The organism is Mesorhizobium sp. W050 (assembly GCF_054719535.1).
Map to the genome: position 1 here is coordinate 296,247 of NZ_JBTTIH010000001.1, position 14,578 is coordinate 310,824.

The 14,578-nt window shown below is 63.2% G+C and carries 16 protein-coding genes and 1 pseudogene; 7 read left to right on the forward strand and 10 right to left on the reverse strand.

Annotation, left to right across the window (positions count from 1 at the left end; all coding sequences use genetic code 11):
• Positions 1-46 precede the first annotated feature (46 nt).
• From ACYG9Y_RS01395 to ACYG9Y_RS01430, 8 genes and pseudogenes are all read right to left on the reverse strand, one after another.
• Positions 47-1,483 (reverse strand): MFS transporter, encoded by a 1,437-nt coding sequence (locus ACYG9Y_RS01395; protein WP_023737608.1) that lies wholly within the window; start codon positions 1,481-1,483, stop codon positions 47-49.
• A gap of 193 nt (positions 1,484-1,676) precedes the next feature.
• Positions 1,677-2,154, reverse strand: a pseudogene (locus ACYG9Y_RS01400) (DUF992 domain-containing protein).
• Positions 2,155-2,243: 89 nt separating this feature from the next.
• Positions 2,244-2,717, reverse strand: coding sequence for a DUF992 domain-containing protein (locus ACYG9Y_RS01405; protein ID WP_023671136.1), 474 nt, complete (start codon positions 2,715-2,717; stop codon positions 2,244-2,246).
• Between the two features lie 259 nt (positions 2,718-2,976).
• The gene (locus ACYG9Y_RS01410) at positions 2,977-3,831 is read right to left on the reverse strand and encodes a tetratricopeptide repeat protein (protein ID WP_023700994.1); all 855 of its coding nucleotides are present in this window, start codon (positions 3,829-3,831) and stop codon (positions 2,977-2,979) included.
• A gap of 203 nt (positions 3,832-4,034) precedes the next feature.
• Positions 4,035-4,313 (reverse strand): 30S ribosomal protein S21, encoded by a 279-nt coding sequence (rpsU, locus tag ACYG9Y_RS01415; protein WP_023671138.1) that lies wholly within the window; start codon positions 4,311-4,313, stop codon positions 4,035-4,037.
• A 176-nt stretch (positions 4,314-4,489) separates the two neighbouring features.
• The gene (locus tag ACYG9Y_RS01420) at positions 4,490-4,876 is read right to left on the reverse strand and encodes an SET domain-containing protein (protein WP_023671139.1); all 387 of its coding nucleotides are present in this window, start codon (positions 4,874-4,876) and stop codon (positions 4,490-4,492) included.
• Positions 4,877-4,981: 105 nt separating this feature from the next.
• Entirely contained in the window at positions 4,982-5,740 is a 759-nt protein-coding gene (locus ACYG9Y_RS01425) for an SDR family oxidoreductase (RefSeq protein ID WP_023671140.1), read from the reverse strand.
• 133 nt (positions 5,741-5,873) lie between these two features.
• Positions 5,874-6,242, reverse strand: a complete 369-nt coding sequence (locus tag ACYG9Y_RS01430; protein ID WP_023671141.1) for a YrdB family protein — start codon at positions 6,240-6,242, stop codon at positions 5,874-5,876.
• A 201-nt stretch (positions 6,243-6,443) separates the two neighbouring features.
• Between ACYG9Y_RS01430 and ACYG9Y_RS01435 the strand changes: the two genes are divergently transcribed.
• From ACYG9Y_RS01435 to ACYG9Y_RS01460, 6 genes are read left to right on the forward strand one after another with little or no spacing between them, the layout of a single operon-like run.
• A complete protein-coding gene (locus ACYG9Y_RS01435) occupies positions 6,444-7,697 on the forward strand; it encodes a sarcosine oxidase subunit beta (RefSeq protein WP_023737610.1) in 1,254 nt (417 codons plus the stop codon).
• Positions 7,697-8,119 (forward strand): hypothetical protein, encoded by a 423-nt coding sequence (locus ACYG9Y_RS01440; protein WP_023671143.1) that lies wholly within the window; start codon positions 7,697-7,699, stop codon positions 8,117-8,119. The genes ACYG9Y_RS01435 and ACYG9Y_RS01440 overlap by 1 nt, the downstream gene beginning before the upstream one ends.
• A 12-nt stretch (positions 8,120-8,131) precedes the next feature.
• Positions 8,132-8,443, forward strand: coding sequence for a sarcosine oxidase subunit delta (locus tag ACYG9Y_RS01445; RefSeq protein WP_023683197.1), 312 nt, complete (start codon positions 8,132-8,134; stop codon positions 8,441-8,443).
• Positions 8,440-11,433: a sarcosine oxidase subunit alpha gene (locus ACYG9Y_RS01450; protein WP_023737611.1), complete on the forward strand. Its 2,994-nt coding sequence runs from the start codon at positions 8,440-8,442 to the stop codon at positions 11,431-11,433. The genes ACYG9Y_RS01445 and ACYG9Y_RS01450 overlap by 4 nt, the downstream gene beginning before the upstream one ends.
• Positions 11,426-12,010, forward strand: a complete 585-nt coding sequence (locus ACYG9Y_RS01455) for a sarcosine oxidase subunit gamma (RefSeq protein WP_023691852.1) — start codon at positions 11,426-11,428, stop codon at positions 12,008-12,010. The genes ACYG9Y_RS01450 and ACYG9Y_RS01455 overlap by 8 nt, the downstream gene beginning before the upstream one ends.
• 52 nt (positions 12,011-12,062) lie before the next feature.
• Positions 12,063-12,290 (forward strand): hypothetical protein, encoded by a 228-nt coding sequence (locus tag ACYG9Y_RS01460; protein ID WP_023671147.1) that lies wholly within the window; start codon positions 12,063-12,065, stop codon positions 12,288-12,290.
• Between the two features lie 122 nt (positions 12,291-12,412).
• Here the strand turns inward: ACYG9Y_RS01460 and ACYG9Y_RS01465 are convergent, their stop codons facing one another.
• Entirely contained in the window at positions 12,413-12,646 is a 234-nt protein-coding gene (locus ACYG9Y_RS01465; protein WP_023737612.1) for a DUF680 domain-containing protein, read from the reverse strand.
• Between the two features lie 186 nt (positions 12,647-12,832).
• On the reverse strand, positions 12,833-13,477 hold the full coding sequence (locus ACYG9Y_RS01470; RefSeq protein WP_023671149.1) for a TetR/AcrR family transcriptional regulator: 645 nt from the start codon (positions 13,475-13,477) through the stop codon (positions 12,833-12,835).
• A gap of 114 nt (positions 13,478-13,591) precedes the next feature.
• Between ACYG9Y_RS01470 and ACYG9Y_RS01475 the strand changes: the two genes are divergently transcribed.
• Positions 13,592-14,428 (forward strand): hypothetical protein, encoded by an 837-nt coding sequence (locus tag ACYG9Y_RS01475; protein ID WP_156929734.1) that lies wholly within the window; start codon positions 13,592-13,594, stop codon positions 14,426-14,428.
• The last annotated feature ends 150 nt before the right edge of the window (positions 14,429-14,578 follow it).

Genomic DNA, 14,578 nt, shown 5'->3' on the forward strand with positions numbered 1-14,578 from the left:
CAGCGCCGGCGGAATGCTGTCGCCAAATTCTCCATCCGCCGTGCCCTCAGCCTGTCGCCAATTGCGGCCGGCGTGCCGCCAAAGCCATCTTCAACGCCGCCAGGCAACCGACAATGCCAAGTGGCACGAAGGCCAGGTACAGCCAGCCGGCGACGTGCGCTGCTGCCTCGCGGTTCAGCCCGTCCGAAAAGCCGCTGGCATTGGCGATGATGCCGGCCATGGCGGCGCCCACGGCGTAGCCGATGCGCTGCATGGTCGGCACGGCGGCCGAGGCGATCGTCTGCTCGCCGTTGCGGGCCGAGGCGACGATGATGCGGGTCAGGAAGGGCCATGACATGCCGAAGCCACCGCCTTGCAACAAAGCGCAGAGCAGGATCACCGGGATCGAGCCGGCGGGGATGGCATAGGCGAAACCGGCGAGGCCGGCTGCAATCATCAGCGCGCCGATAACGAGGATCTGCCGTTCGCGCTGCAGCGGCGCATTGGCGACGGCGATCGACAGGATTGACCAGGCGATCGATTCGGCGGCGATGATGTAGCCTGTGGTCAGGATCGGGATGCCGTGCAGCGTGGTAAGCAGAAGCGGCCCGTAGATGGAAAAAGAGACTGTCGCCACCGAGAAGGCGGCAACCATGCTCATGCCGCTGCCGACCGGCGAGCGCCATGAGAACAGGCCCGACGGGAACAGTCGCGATTGCGGCTTCATGGCGTCAACGAAAACGAACAGCGCCAGGCCGGCGAGGCCGAGGACCAGCAGCAGCGACGAGCGCAGCAAGGCGACGTCGACGCCTGCGGTGGCGATCAGCACGACGGCGATGGCGAGGCAGCCAAGTGCTGCAAAGGGGAAGGGCGGCGAGGTGCCGGCGGCGGCTTGCGGCTTCGTCGCTTCCGGCGTGTTCAGGACGATGAAGCTTGCCGATGCCATGGCGATGCCACCCAGCACGAAGACGCCGAAGGCCCAGCGCCAGGACAGGAGCTCGACCATGATCGCGCCGAGCATCGGGCCGCTGAAGGCGGCGACGCCCCAGATCGCCGACATGATGCCGAACAGCTGTGGCCAGATGCTGCGGTTAAACAGCCGCTCGACCGAGACGAAGGCCAGCGACACCAGCGCACCGCCGCCGAGACCCTCGACCAGACGGCCGCCAAGAAACACCGGCATGGACGGCGCGGTGGCGCAGATCAGTGCGCCCACGGCATAGAGCAGGGCGGCGACCGTGACGTTGGAGCGTAGAGCGACATAGCTGACCAGCCGCCCGGCCGCTGCGCCGGCGACAATGGCGCCGAGCTCGTAGACGGCCAGCGACCAGCCGACGAACTGCACACCGGCGAGGTCCCCGACCATGGCCGGCATGACCGTCGCCACCATCGTCTCGTTGGTGGCGTGCAGCAGGATGCCGAGGCTGATGAAGCAGAAGCGCGCGAGGTCGCCGCTTGCCCACAATGCCCGCCAGTCGACCTTGTTGCTGGTGATTCCAGTCATTCTTTTACCCTGCCTTTGCATATCTCGATGCCGGCGCATGGCGCCAGAAGCCAGTCGGGCTTTCCGGCGGGGCCATGCGCGCTGTTTCAGTCAGGCGAGTTGTAAAACCTCAAGCGCAGTTGAGCTCAAGTGGCTTTTTATCGAAGTGCAAACGGTCGAGATTGGCCGGAAGCCTCTCCGCTTGATGCGCCGGTCAGTTCTCAATGCTGCGCAGCTGAAACTGGCTGACGCCGATCGCAATGTTGATACCGGTCTGCGTCTGCAGGCTGAGCGGCTGCAGGGTGAAGGCCTGCGAGGAGCCGCCGACCAGGAGATTGGCGCCGGCGCCGACCGCCGCGGTCACTTCGGCGCTGGCGCCGATATAGTCGCCGGCCAACGCGCCGGGCGCATAGATGTTCCTCAGCGGCGTCAGCACCAGCCATTGCATGACGGTCTGCTTGGTGGTGCCGATGTCGAGCCCGTATTTGTTGACGGCGCCGAAATAGGCTTCCGGCGAAAAGCTCTTGTCGGCCGGCGTGAAGGTGCAGCTCAGATCCTTGCTGGAGCCGAAGATGAAGCCGGTGCCGCCGCCGATGGCGCAATCGAGCACACCGAGTTCGATACCCTGGCCTTGCGCTTGGGCCTGGGGTACAGATGATGGTGATAGCGGCGGCGATGGCTGGTTTCAGCACGGCGGATCCCCCAAAAAGCATGCGGCGCGAAACAGTAACCTGTTCCGCGCCGCGCGTAGAGGGATCAGTCGATCCTTATTTGCCGATGCTTATTTGAACGAGTGGATCAGCTCCAGGGAGGTCACGGCGACCGCTACATTGACGCCGGTCTGCGCCTGGACGCTGAGCGGCTCCAGCACAAAGGCGCCGTCCAGCCCGCCGACCAGCAGATTGGCGCCGCCGCCGGTCACCACGCTCGCCTCGGCGTTGACGCCGTAATAATGGCCGGCAAGGTCGCCCTCGTCATGGCCGCGGGTGGCGGCCAGAACCGCCCACACCAGCTGGCCCTGATGCGTCTGGCCGAGATCGACGCCGAGCTTGGAGATCATCCCCGTGTATTTCTCGGACGGCCCATGGTGATAAGGGCGGAACGTGCAGTCGACGCCCTTGTTCGACGTGATGACGTAACCGACGCCGCCGTCGATGGTGCAATCGAGCGTGCCGAGCTGAAGCTTGCCGGCGCTGGCGGGAACGGCAAGCAGCGTCGTGGCAAGTGCCGCGGCACAGATGATTTTCTTGATCATGGGTCAGTCCTTTCGAAAATGCCTTCAACAACGGTTGAATGGCCCGGAGCGTTCCGCTGAAAACTTGGCGCGATCAAGGCAGGGGTTAACGCTTTGCCCCCGGTGGTTAAGATTGGGTGATAGTGGGGTTTTCTGGATACGCAATCTCAAGGGGAAGCGCTCTGCGCTTTCCCTTGGGAGAAACCGCTCACGCGGCGCACTGCATCAGGAATAGAACGTTGTTATAAAAGGCCGCCGATGGCGGCGCGCCGGCTGCATCTCAGCCGGCGGTGGCGCCCGATGTGCGCGACAGGCCGTCCTTGGCCGGCTGGTAGGTCGGGTCGAGATGGACGGCTTCGCGGTAGGCCTTCGAGGCCTTGACCTTGTCGCCGCGGCGCTCGTAGATCAGGGCCTGGTTGGACCAGGCTTCGGCGTTCTTGCCGTCGAGCTTGATGGCCATGTTGAAGTCGGAGAAGGCGTTGTCCTCGTCATTCATGGCGAGATAGGAGAGGCCGCGGCCGTTGTAGGGTTCGGCGGCGTCCGGCGCCAGCGAGATGGCGGTCGAGAAATCCTCGATGGCAAACTTGTGCTGGCCTTGGCTCTGATAGATCAGGCCGCGATTGTGGTAGGCACGGGCATCCGTGGTGTCGAGCTGGATCGCCTTCTGGAAATCGTTGAAGGCCTGCTGGGTCTGGCCGGCCTTGCGATAGAGGTTGCCGCGGCCGATATAGGCGGCGTCATAATTTGCATTGATCTGGATCGAGCGGTTGTAGTCGGCAAGGGCGGCCGCCTGGTTGCCGAGGAAGCGCTGGATCAGCGCCCGGTTCGAATAGGCCTGGTAGAAATTCGGGTTGAGCTGGATGGCGGTGTCGAAATCCTTCAGCGCCGCCTGATACTGGCCGCCACGGCCATAGGCCGAGCCGCGCACATTGTAGCCTTCCGGATCCTGCGGATTGCGCTGGATCACCGCCGACAGCGAGGAGATGTTCTCGCTCGAGCCTTGCGCCTTGTCAATGTTGTTGAATTCGCCGGTCGGAACGCTCTGGCAACTGGCAAGCACCAGGCCGGACATCAGGGCTGCCGCCAGGGCCAAACCGCGCATTGTGGTTCTGCGCTCTACGCCGATTGCGTTCATGTCTGCCCTGTCCTCACTTCAGCCTCGCCGTCCAGGTCCCCCTCCGGGCCGGGTCACAGATTCTCGTAACAGAATCTAGAACGCCGTTTGCGCGTTCAAGGGAACGGCCTCCAACAGAATGGCGGCGCTCCAAACAAAAAGGTGGCGGCGATTCCGCATCGCGCCACCTCTGAGTATCCTTCGAAAAGGACGAAAAATTGGCGTCAGAACCGCGGCGGACGCGGAGCACCACCAGGACCACCGGCGGCGCCGGCAGCAACCGGGCGCGGCGTCATCGGCAGCAGGCCTTCGCGCTGGGCGCGCTTGCGGGCCAGCTTGCGGGCGCGGCGAACGGCTTCGGCCTTTTCACGGGCGCGCTTCTCGGAAGGCTTCTCGTAATGGCCGCGCATCTTCATTTCGCGGAAAATGCCTTCGCGCTGCATCTTCTTCTTGAGAGCGCGAAGCGCCTGATCAACGTTATTGTCGCGGACGAGTACCTGCACGGGCAATCCTGTCTTTCGGGTTTGATATCAACAGGCAAGTGGCCATAGCCACATGCCTCCGCGGCGCTTTACACCACGAATTGTGGCGGCTGATAGCAGAATCAGGCCGCGCTGTCCACACTGGAAATGAAGGACAACCGCCAATTTGCCACGGCAGCCCCGAGATAGGGCGCCAACTAGGCGCTGGCCAGATGGAGCCGTGCGAAATCCTCGAAGAATTCGCCGTAATCGCAGGTAATTTCCTCGCCGGCTGATATATCTCGAGTGGCGGTGGCGCCGCCATATTGCGAAAAATCCGTGTTCGGCCGCTCGGCGTGGTTCATGAAGCGGCCATTATCGACTTCATAGACCATGAAGCCGGGACGGTCGGGGCTCGGATAGGCATAGCGGTCGAGCAATTCCTTGAGGTGCGGCGGCGCCGCCTCGTATTTGTCCATCGGGATCAGCCGGTCGAAATCCGGATCGAGCCGCCAGATCGAGGCGCCCTTCCTGATCGGCTCGGCGGCGAACACGCCGACGCCTTCGATTGCGCTCTGGGCGACATAGGTCCTGATCAGCAGCATGTCCGTCCTCCTCACCCGAAACCGAATCGCCAAATCGCGAGGAAAAAGCAAGTCCGGTTTCGGGTTCTATGGCTGATCGGCGCGGGCGATGACCCGCGAAATGCTTCACGTCCGGGTGATCGAGACGCCGCCATCGGCAAACAGCGCCGATCCTGTGGTGAAGCTCGACGCATCCGATGCCAGGAAGAGCGCAGCGCGGGCGATCTCTTCAGGCACAGCGACACGTTTCAAGGCATGCAGGTTTTCCACGAAAGCGCGTGATTCCGGCGTCTTGAATGTTGCCGACGGCGTGTCGGTGCCACCCGGCATCAGCGCGTTGACCCGCACGCCCCTGGGGCCGTATTCGGCGGCCAGCACCTGCGTCAGGCCGATCAGTCCGGCCTTGCTCGCGGCATAGCTGGTCATGCCCGGCATGCCGACTGTGTGACCGACGAAGGTCGAGGTGAAGATCAGCGATCCGCCGCCGCGTTCGACCATCGCCGGCACCTGGTATTTCGCGCCGAGAAAGGCGCTGGTCAGATTGGCGTCGAGCGTCTCGCGCCATCCGTCCAGCGACAGTTCCGAAATCGGACCCATCGTTCCGACGGAGCCGACATTGTTGAAGGCGATATCGAGCCCGCCGAATTTTTCGACGGCGAGATCGACGAGGGCTTTTGCATAGGCTTCGTCGCGGACATCGCCGGCAAGCGCGACTGCCGTGCCGTCGGCGTCCTCGATTTCGACGACCAGCGCATCGAGTTCGGCCTGGCGGCGGGCGGCGATGACGACCCTGGCGCCTTCTTCGGCAAAGAGTTTTGCGGTGGCGCGGCCGATGCCGGAACTGGCGCCGGTGACGATCGCTATTTTATTGGTGAGTGCGAACATTTTTTACATCCTTTCATCGCGCCGGCTGTGCCGGCAACCGGGATGTTGATCGCAGTTCGGGACGGTGCTAGCCACCCGATACGTGCTCGACTTGCTGAATGGCTTCGCAGCGGCACAAGCGCCGCGCGCCGGACTATTGCTTCAGCAGCCAGCCGAGGCGATCGAGCGAAAATGCGTAGCTGATGGCGATGAGCAGCGTGATGACAACGCCCGTGGTTGTGTGACCGGCGGCATAGAATCCGGCTGCACCGCCAAACAGGATGGCCAGTTCAAGCACCAGCCTGACTGCGCCTGGTACAGGAACCGGCGCGCGTCCGGACCGGCTCGGATCGCCGCGCACCGCGAAGGTTCCCCACAGCGCAGCTGCAATGAACGGCAAGGCCAAGGCGAAGAGCCAGCGCCACCATCCGCCGGAGAGGCTCCAGCCGGCAAAGCCGAGGCCAAGCAAGGCGGCAAGTTCCAGCAGGAAACGCAACGTCAGATTCCACCAGGCGTTGCCCATATCCGTCCTCCAGAGTCTCGCGATCGCCAGTGTGTCCGAACGCAGCCATGCCTGCCAGCCCGGGCAGGTCTTTTCCACCGCGGCGCAAAACGGCAAGCGCCGTCGCAAACAGCGCAAGGGTGGAAGCGCCGTTTCGCTAGTGATACACCTCGCGCGCCGGGGCTGCGTAAAATACCCCACCGCCATTGCGAGGCTGGAACGTTGAAAAAATATTCGGTATTCGCCATCGCCCGCGAGGCCATGCGCGGCCACAAGGGCTGGGAGGAACAATGGTCCTCGCCGGAACCGAAGAAGGAATATGACGTCATCATCGTCGGCGCCGGCGGTCATGGCCTGGCCACCGCCTACTATCTCGCCACCGTTCACGGCATCACCAATGTCGCGGTGCTGGAAAAGGGCTGGCTAGGCGGCGGCAACACCGGGCGCAACACCACCATCATCCGCTCCAACTACCTTTACGACGAGAGCGCCGGCATTTACGACCATGCGCTGAAGCTGTGGGATGGGCTCTCCCAGGAACTCAACTACAACGTCATGTATTCGGCGCGCGGCGTCATGATGCTGGCGCACAATGTGCACGACATCCAGGTGCTGAAGCGCCATGTCCATGCCAACCGTCTCAATGGCATCGACAATGAATGGCTGACGCCTGAGCAGGCGAAGGAATTCTGCCCGCCGCTCAACATTTCCAGGCAGGCGCGCTATCCCGTCGTCGGCGCTGCCTTGCAGCGGCGAGGCGGCACGGCGCGTCACGATGCGGTGGCCTGGGGCTATGCGCGCGGCGCTTCGGCGCGCGGCGTGCACATCATCCAGAATTGCGAGGTCACCGGCGTCAAGCGGGCGGCCAATGGCGCGGTCATGGGCGTCGACACGACGCGCGGCTTCATCAGCGCCAAGAAGGTCGGCGTGGTGGCTGCAGGCCACTCCTCGGTGATCATGAACATGGCCGGCGTGCGCATGCCGCTGGAAAGCTATCCGCTGCAGGCGCTGGTGTCGGAGCCGGTCAAGCCGGTGGTGCCGTGCGTGGTTATGTCGAACACGGTGCACGCTTATATCTCGCAGTCCGACAAGGGCGAGCTGGTGATCGGCGCCGGCACCGACCAGTATGTCTCCTATTCGCAGACCGGCGGCCTGCATATCCTGCAGCACACGCTCGACGCCATCTGCGAGATGTTCCCGATCTTCACCCGCATGAAGATGCTGCGCTCGTGGGGCGGCATCGTCGACGTGACGCCCGACCGTTCGCCGATCCTGGCCAAGACGCCGGTGCCCGGCCTCTACGTCAATTGCGGCTGGGGCACGGGCGGCTTCAAGGCAACGCCCGGCTCAGGCCATGTCTTTGCCCACACGATTGCCAAGGACGATGCGCATCCTATCAACGCGCCCTTCACCATCGAGCGCTTCCGTACCGGCCGCCTCATCGACGAGGCAGCGGCGGCGGCGGTGGCGCACTGATGATGGTGGAGTTGGCTGTAGCGGTGCCGCTGGTGCTGGCGGGGGAGCAGGACCTGTTCCACTTTCCGTCACCGGACGAAGTGCGCACGCAGCCGATCAGCCGCGCCGGCAACGAAGCCAATTGGCCGTTTTCGATCGACGCCGGCATTCTGGGATGCGTGTGGAGTGGTGGCCAGAAGGTGGTCATCTTCATGGAGAACAGGCCCTCCGATCTCGGCGAGGACGACACATTCGAGCCGCGCAGCGTCATCGTGACGACCGATCCGTTTCAGCTCACGATCGGCAACATGGCGTATCGCGAGCTGTTTCGCCCCGCCGCAAGTGTAGAGGAGCGCATTCGGCTCGTCGCGCCTTTTGCGGCGATGGGCCAGAGGCTTTGCAACCAACCGGCCGGCGCGCATGTCGGCCACGGCGAATTGTAGGGACGAACGATAATGCTTCTCATCCGCTGCCCCTATTGCGAGGAAGAGCGCCCGGAGCTCGAGTTCCGTAACGCCGGCGAGGCGCATATTGCGCGTTCGGCCAACATGGCGGGCGAGAGCGACGACGATTTTGAAAAGTTCTTCTTCATCCGCTCGAACCCCAAGGGCATCATCTATGAGCGCTGGCGCCACATCCATGGCTGCGCACGCTTCTTCAATGCGGTGCGCGACACCGTCACCGACAAGTTCGTCATGACTTACAAAGCCGGCGAGCCGAAACCGTCCAAGCTGCCCAAAAACTCCAACGAAATGGCTTCCAAATGAGCGGCGCGTTCCGCATTCCGAGCGCCGGCCGTCTCAGCCAGGCGAAGACCGCGCGGTTCTCTTTCGACGGCCAGTCTTACACCGGCATCGAAGGCGACACGCTGGCCTCGGCGCTGCTTGCCAATGGCGTGCATTTGGTGGGACGTTCGTTCAAGTATCACCGTCCGCGCGGCTTCCTGTCGGCCGGAGCGGAAGAGCCCAACGCGCTGGTCGAGGTCAAGCGCGACGCGGCACGCAAGGCGCCCAACATCCGCGCCACGGTGCAGGAGCTCTATGACGGGCTCGTCGCCAACTCGCAAAACCGCTGGCCGTCGCTCGCCTTCGACGTCGGCGCGGTCAACGACATTGCATCGCCGCTGTTTTCGGCCGGTTTCTACTACAAGACCTTCATGTGGCCGAAGGCGGCCTGGAAGAGCCTCTACGAGCCGAAGATCCGCGCCGCGGCCGGCCTCGGCGTTTCGCCTGACAAGCCAGATCCCGACCATTATTCGTCGCGCTATGCGCATTGCGACGTACTGGTGCTTGGCGGCGGTGCGGCCGGCATTGCGGCAGCGCTCGCCGCTGCCGAAACCGGCGCGCGTGTCATCCTCGCCGATGAACAGGCCAGCTTCGGCGGCAGCCTGCGCTTCGAGAGCGGGGCGAAGATCGACGGCCAGGACGGTTATGCCTGGGCGCAAGGCGCGGTGGCCAAGCTCACCGCCCTGGACAATGTCCGCGTTTTGTCGCGGACGACGGCGTTCGGCTACTACGCGCAGAACTTCGTCGGCCTGGTCGAGCGGGTCAGCGACCATCTGCAAAACCCCGGCCACGATTTGCCGCGCGAGCGCCTATGGCAGGTACGCGCCAAGCGCGTGGTGCTGGCGACCGGCGCCATCGAACGCCATATGGTGTTTGCCGACAATGACCGGCCCGGCATCATGCTGGCCTCGGCGGCGCGGACTTATCTCAACCAGTACGGTGTCGCGGTCGGCAAAAATGTCGGCGTCTACACCGCAAATGACTCGGCCTACTCCGCCGCGATCGACCTGAAGAAGGCCGGCGTCAACGTGGCGGCGATCGTCGACCTGCGCGACCATCCGACCGGACCTGTGATCGACGAGGCGAGGGCGCTCGGGATCGAGGTCAATTTCGGCCGCGCGGTGATCCGCGCCGGCGGCAAGTTGCGCGTGACCTCGATGACGGTGCAGCCGAAGAATGGGGGCGGCGAGCGCACCATTCCGGTCGACGCCATCCTGATGTCGGCCGGCTGGACGCCGTCGGTGCATCTGTTCTCACAGTCGCGCGGCAAGGTCGCCTTCAATGACGAGACCAAGCGCTTCGTGCCGGGCATCTATGCGCAGGACTGCGTTTCGGTCGGCGCCTGCAACGGTACGGATGGGCTCTCGGCGTCGATCGATGAGGCCTATGCGGCCGGCGCAAAGGCGGCGAAGGATGCGGGCGGCAAAGTGGCCAAGGGCGTAAAGCCGAAGGTCGACGCGTCGGAAAGCTGGTCGCGCGGCATGCTGGGCGCGGCGCCCGGCGCCGGGCCGGACAGGACGGTCAAGGCCTTCGTCGATTTCCAGAACGACGTCACCGCCAAGGACATCCGCCAGGCGGTGCATGAAGGCATGCGCTCGATCGAGCACGTCAAGCGCTTCACCACCAACGGCATGGCGACCGACCAGGGCAAGACCTCCAACATGCACGGCCTGGCGATTGCCGCCGAGACGCTTGGCAAGCCGATCCCCGAGGTCGGGCTGACCACGTTCCGCGCACCCTATACGCCTGTTACTTTCGGCGCGATCGTCAGCCATTCGCGCGGTCCGCTGTTCGACCCGACACGGAAGACCGCGATCCATCCCTGGGCGGAAGCTCAAGGCGCGGTGTTCGAGGATGTCGGCCAGTGGAAGCGCGCCTGGTATTTCCCCAAACCCGGCGAGGACATGCACAAGGCGGTCGACCGCGAATGCGTCGCTGTGCGCACCAATGCCGGCCTGTTCGATGCCTCGACGCTGGGCAAGATCGAAGTGGTCGGACCGGATGCGGCCAGGTTCATGGAACTGCTCTATACCAATCCATGGGAGAAGCTTGAGCCCGGCCGCTGCCGCTATGGCATCATGCTGCGCGAGGACGGCTTCATCTATGATGACGGCGTCGTCGGCCGACTGGCGCCGGATCGTTTCCATGTGACGACGACAACGGGTGGCGCGCCGCGCGTCATGAACCACATGGAGGATTATCTCCAGACCGAGTTCCCGCATCTCAATGTCTGGCTGACGTCGATCACCGAACAATGGGCGGTCATCGCCGTGCAGGGGCCGAAGTCGCGAGACATCATTGCACCGCTGGTCGAAGGCATCGACATGTCGGACGAGGCGCTGCCGCATATGTCGGTGCGCGAAGGCAAGATCTGCGGCGTTCCGACCAGGCTGTTTCGCATGTCGTTCACCGGCGAGCGCGGTTTTGAAGTCAACGTGCCGGCCGATCACGGCCAGGCTGTCTGGGAGGCGCTGTGGGCCGAAGGCCAAAAGCATGGCGCGACTGCTTACGGCACCGAGGCGATGCACGTGCTGCGCGCCGAAAAGGGCTACATCATCGTCGGCCAGGACACGGACGGCACGGTGACGCCGAACGATGCCGGGCTCGACTGGGCGGTCGGCAAGAAGAAGACCGACTTCGTCGGCATCCGCGGCCTGACGCGGCCCGACCTTGTCGCCAAGGGCCGCAAGCAACTGGTCGGCTTGAAGACCAAGGACCCGAAAGTGGTGCTTGAGGAAGGCGCGCAGATCGTCGCCGACCCGAAGCAGGCGATCCCGATGAAGATGATCGGTCACGTCACATCCAGCTACTGGTCGGAAAATTGCGGTCGCTCGATCGCGCTGGCGCTGGTTGCCGGCGGGCGCGACCGGATGGGCGACACGCTCTATGTGCCGATGCCGAACGGGATGATCGAAGTGGAGGTTACCGGCATGGTGTTCTTCGACGAGACGGGAGGGCGCCTCAATGGCTAAGGCTGCTGCAAAGAAGACGGCCCCAGCTGCAGCGCCGTCGGTCGAGCGCCGCCCGGCCCTGGCTGAACGCGTCGTTTCCGCAACGGATGTCAAGGTCGAGGTGCTGCCGCCGGCGGAGCGCATGTCGCTGCGCGCGCCGGAGGCTTCCGTCGCGGCGCTGTCGAAGGCGCTCGGCCTGACCTTGCCGAAGCAGCCGAAAACTTCGGCGTCGAAGACAGGGCGCACGGCGCTGTGGCTTGGCCCTGACGAGTGGCTGGTTATCGATGAGGCTGGCAAGGATCCGCTGGCCGATCGTGCTGGGGTTGCCGCATTGCATTCGGCGGTCGGCATCTCGCACCGCAACGTCGCCTTCGCCGTCACCGGCCCGGCGGCTGCCGCCGCGATCAATGCAGGCTGCCCGCAGGATTTGTCGCTCGAGGCTTTTCCGGTGGGCGCGGCGTCGCGCACCATTCTCGGCAAGTGCGAAATCCTGCTGTTGCGCACGGCAGCCGACGCTTTCCGGGTCGAGTGCTGGCGTTCCTTCTCGGACTATGTCTTTACTTTCCTGTCGGAAGCAGCCAGCGACGCGGCGGCGTAGGAACGTTTGACGGGTCAAGCCGTTCTGCTTCCCCCATCAGGGAGAACATACGATGCCGTCGAAAGCGCCGCCGAAGTCAGCTGGCAAGACGTCCGCCGTGCGCTCACTCGAACATGAGCAGCATCACGAGGTGACTGCCGAAGAGGAACTCGAGGAAGGCCTCGAGGACACGTTTCCGGCCAGCGATCCGGTGTCGATCACCTCGACCGCCATCCCAGGCGCGCCGGCAAGACCCGGCAAGGCCAAGACGGTGCCGGGTCGCAAACCGCGCAAGAAATAACCCGTTCGGCTACGCCAGGTTTGAACTCAGGAAAAGCCGGCTTGCGCCGAGGAAAAAAGGGCGGCCGGGATTATCCTGCCGCCCTTAAATTAGTCGTTGTGCTCTGGTCGAGCCCGATCAACTTAGAACGTGCTCGGCACGATCCACGGGTTGATCTCGATGCCGAGACGCGGGCTCTTGGCCTTGACGTCGGACTTTTCGACCGAGCCGGTCACGGCGCAATCGAGCTTGGCATTGGTCGTGGTGTCGACGCAGGTGGCGGCGGGGGCCTGCTTGGTCGAGTGTGTGTTGTTGGCGGCGAAACCCGAGCCGGAGAGAGCCAGCACGGTGGCGAGGGCGAGAAGGGTCTTGTTCATGTCTGTCTCCATCGGTTAAATTCTTTTCGTACATGTACGATACAACGTACACATACGCCCACCGAGATGGGTTTTCAAGTCGGAAAACGTACGCGTACGAAAAATCTTTTTGAACGCCGAAAATTGTGGCGCACTGACACAGCCGAAGCTGTCAGGCCGGACGTTGAATTGGAGGGGCGGGGATGCTCAGCAGTCGACCGGGGTCTCGGTCAGCGGCGGCACATTCTGGGTGCTGAGCGTGGCGAGTGTGAAATCGCACATCCGCGTCACGAAAGCCTGTGGATCGCCGAAGGGGTAGAACGGGAACGTGATCAAAAGCGAGATGGTGCCGTGGCCGACTGCCCAAAGCATGGTGGCGATGGCGCGCGGATCGCCCTGCAGCTTGCCTGCAGCAACGCAGGCCTCGACCCTGGATATCAGCGCTTTCATCGCCGGGTTGGCCTCTTCCATGTCCTCATAGCTTCTGCCTTCCGGCAGCTTGGTCTTTTCGGTCATGAACACGGTGCGGTATTCGTTGGGATTGCCGAGCCCGAAGGCAGCATATTCGGTCATCACCGCACGCAAGGCCTCGATCGGATCGTCGGAAGGATGCTCCTCGATGCGGCGGGCAAGTGTTTCGAAGGCATCCTCGGCCAGCGCAAACAGGATGTCTTGCTTGTCGGCGAAGTAGGAATAGACCGACATCGGAGCATAGCCGACCCGCTTGGCCAACTTGCGGATGGTCAGGCCTTCATAGCCCTCTTCCTTGACGAGCTTGTGGGCTGCGTCGAGCAATTCGGAACGCAGTTCGGCTTTTTGTTTTTCGCGGCGTTTCTGGACGCTCAGTGGCAAGACCCGGTGCCTTTGGTTGGTTGTGCATGGCTAAATATATACGCTGTACGGAAACGGGCAAGGGCGCTGCCAGGGACATCAAAAAGCGACCCTCAAGCTATCTCTCGAATAGTCGTGTCCGTTCTGGTCTATTTCGCCAGCATCTATGTCACAGCATGTGTAACATGGGCGCTCGCAGGCAACATCGGACCGTTACAAACAAAGCCTATCTGGCGGCTCTGCAAGAAATTTCGGTTTTGGGGGGCCTCTATGGCTGCGATAGAGCTTTCGTCCGGGCTGCCGGGCGCACATCCACTTTCTCATGGCGCCAGGCTGGCGCTCAGGCGAGTCGTGATAGTCGCATGGCTGGCGATCGCAATCGGCTTCGCCATGGAAGCGCTTATTCTGACTGCCGGATTTGCGGCAGGTTCGCACCCGGCCCCGACCCAGGTTCTGATCGACTTGGCGCAAGGCGTGACCTGGTCATTCTTCGTCTGCGCCGGCGTCAGCCTCGGCACGGCGATCACCAAGGTGCGAGCCTCGCTTGGCGGCCTGATCGCCATGATCTCGGGGCCGCTGGCCATGGGCATCGCCAAAGGTACGCAAAAGGTGATGGTGAGCGCGCTTGATGTATCGGCAAAGCCCGTGATCCTGTCGCTCACCACGCTCGGTATGTTGCGGGCGATCGAGTATGGTTTGCTGGGCTGGATGCTGGCTTCGCTCGCATCCAAGGAAGAACCTCGCTCGCTGCATTTCATGCTGGCGGGTGCCTTGGCCGGCGCGGTGTTCGGCGGCGGGATCACGGCGCTGACGATCGAGACTGCCGCAGCCAAGGACATTGCGCTGGCATTGCCGCAGGCTGTCGCCACCGGCCTCATTGAGATCGTGTTTCCGATCGGATGCTCGCTGGTCGTCTACATCGCCCTGCAAGTCAGCCGGCACATGAAGTTCATTTCCAGCGATGCGCGCTAGAGCCGGATGATTTCAGGTCGAATTGACCTCAAATCTGAAACCGGCTCTAATCAAATAGATAGAGCATGATGTCGTCCGAAAACCGCTTCACACTTTTCGGCATCATGCTCTGTCTACAGACGGTGATCGGTTTGCGTCCTGTTTCCAGGC

What these genes read in the sequence shown, in the direction of transcription:
- ACYG9Y_RS01395 (WP_023737608.1), bottom strand. Translation starts at nt 1,483, where the DNA reads ATGACTGGAATCACCAGCAACAAGGTCGACTGGCGGGCATTGTGGGCA.
- ACYG9Y_RS01405 (WP_023671136.1), bottom strand. Translation starts at nt 2,717, where the DNA reads ATGATCAAGAAAATCATCTGTGCCGCGGCACTTGCCACGACGCTGCTT.
- ACYG9Y_RS01410 (WP_023700994.1), bottom strand. Translation starts at nt 3,831, where the DNA reads ATGAACGCAATCGGCGTAGAGCGCAGAACCACAATGCGCGGTTTGGCC.
- ACYG9Y_RS01420 (WP_023671139.1), bottom strand. Translation starts at nt 4,876, where the DNA reads ATGCTGCTGATCAGGACCTATGTCGCCCAGAGCGCAATCGAAGGCGTC.
- ACYG9Y_RS01425 (WP_023671140.1), bottom strand. Translation starts at nt 5,740, where the DNA reads ATGTTCGCACTCACCAATAAAATAGCGATCGTCACCGGCGCCAGTTCC.
- ACYG9Y_RS01430 (WP_023671141.1), bottom strand. Translation starts at nt 6,242, where the DNA reads ATGGGCAACGCCTGGTGGAATCTGACGTTGCGTTTCCTGCTGGAACTT.
- ACYG9Y_RS01440 (WP_023671143.1), top strand. Translation starts at nt 7,697, where the DNA reads ATGATGGTGGAGTTGGCTGTAGCGGTGCCGCTGGTGCTGGCGGGGGAG.
- ACYG9Y_RS01445 (WP_023683197.1), top strand. Translation starts at nt 8,132, where the DNA reads ATGCTTCTCATCCGCTGCCCCTATTGCGAGGAAGAGCGCCCGGAGCTC.
- ACYG9Y_RS01450 (WP_023737611.1), top strand. Translation starts at nt 8,440, where the DNA reads ATGAGCGGCGCGTTCCGCATTCCGAGCGCCGGCCGTCTCAGCCAGGCG.
- ACYG9Y_RS01455 (WP_023691852.1), top strand. Translation starts at nt 11,426, where the DNA reads ATGGCTAAGGCTGCTGCAAAGAAGACGGCCCCAGCTGCAGCGCCGTCG.
- ACYG9Y_RS01460 (WP_023671147.1), top strand. Translation starts at nt 12,063, where the DNA reads ATGCCGTCGAAAGCGCCGCCGAAGTCAGCTGGCAAGACGTCCGCCGTG.
- ACYG9Y_RS01465 (WP_023737612.1), bottom strand. Translation starts at nt 12,646, where the DNA reads ATGAACAAGACCCTTCTCGCCCTCGCCACCGTGCTGGCTCTCTCCGGC.